The following is a 645-nucleotide window of genomic DNA, read 5'->3' on the forward strand; positions in this document are numbered from 1 at the left end:
CCGGCCATTCGTCAAGAGCAACAAAAACGACTTCATCGACGCCGAAGCCATCTGCGAAGCCGCCTCACGCCCTTCCATGCGCTTCGTGACGCCAAGAACCGAAGACCAACAGGCAATGGCGGCGCTGCATCGTGTCCGAGATGCGTTCGTCAAAGAACGGGTAAAAACCACCAACCAGATGCACGGCTTTCTGTTGGAGTTTGGTATCAGCATGCCACGCGGTAGAGCCGTTATCCGACGCCTGACCGCCGTGCTCGAAGAGCATCCGTTACCGCCGTATTTAACCCGGCTGCTGCTGCAGGTCCGTCAACATTACGTCTATCTCAGCGAACAGATTGAGGGCGTCGAACAAGAGTTAAAAACGCATATGGCGGATGACGAGGCCACGCAGCGCCTGCTGAGCATTCCCGGCGTCGGCATGATAACCGCCAGCCTGTTGGCCACGAAGTTGGGCGATGGGAAAAATTATGCCGGCAGCCGGGACTTCGCCGCCTCGACGGGGCTGGTGCCGCGGCAATACAGCACTGGCGGGAAAAACACGCTGATGGGCATCAGCAAGCGGGGAGATAAAAATTTGCGTCGCCTGCTGGTCCAATGTGCCCGGGCCTTTATGCAGCGGCTGGAGCATAACCCGGGGCGTCTGGC

Annotated in this window: 1 protein-coding gene; it reads left to right on the forward strand. The window is 58.8% G+C overall.

The window, feature by feature from the left end:
- Window positions 1-645 (forward strand): IS110 family transposase (locus ACJ8IL_RS24730; protein ID WP_442516913.1); only part of this gene is annotated, 645 nt, incomplete at both ends.

The sequence above is a fragment of the Serratia sp. CY47444 genome, from assembly GCF_052168635.1.
GTDB classification, from domain to species: Bacteria; Pseudomonadota; Gammaproteobacteria; order Enterobacterales; family Enterobacteriaceae; genus Serratia; species Serratia bockelmannii.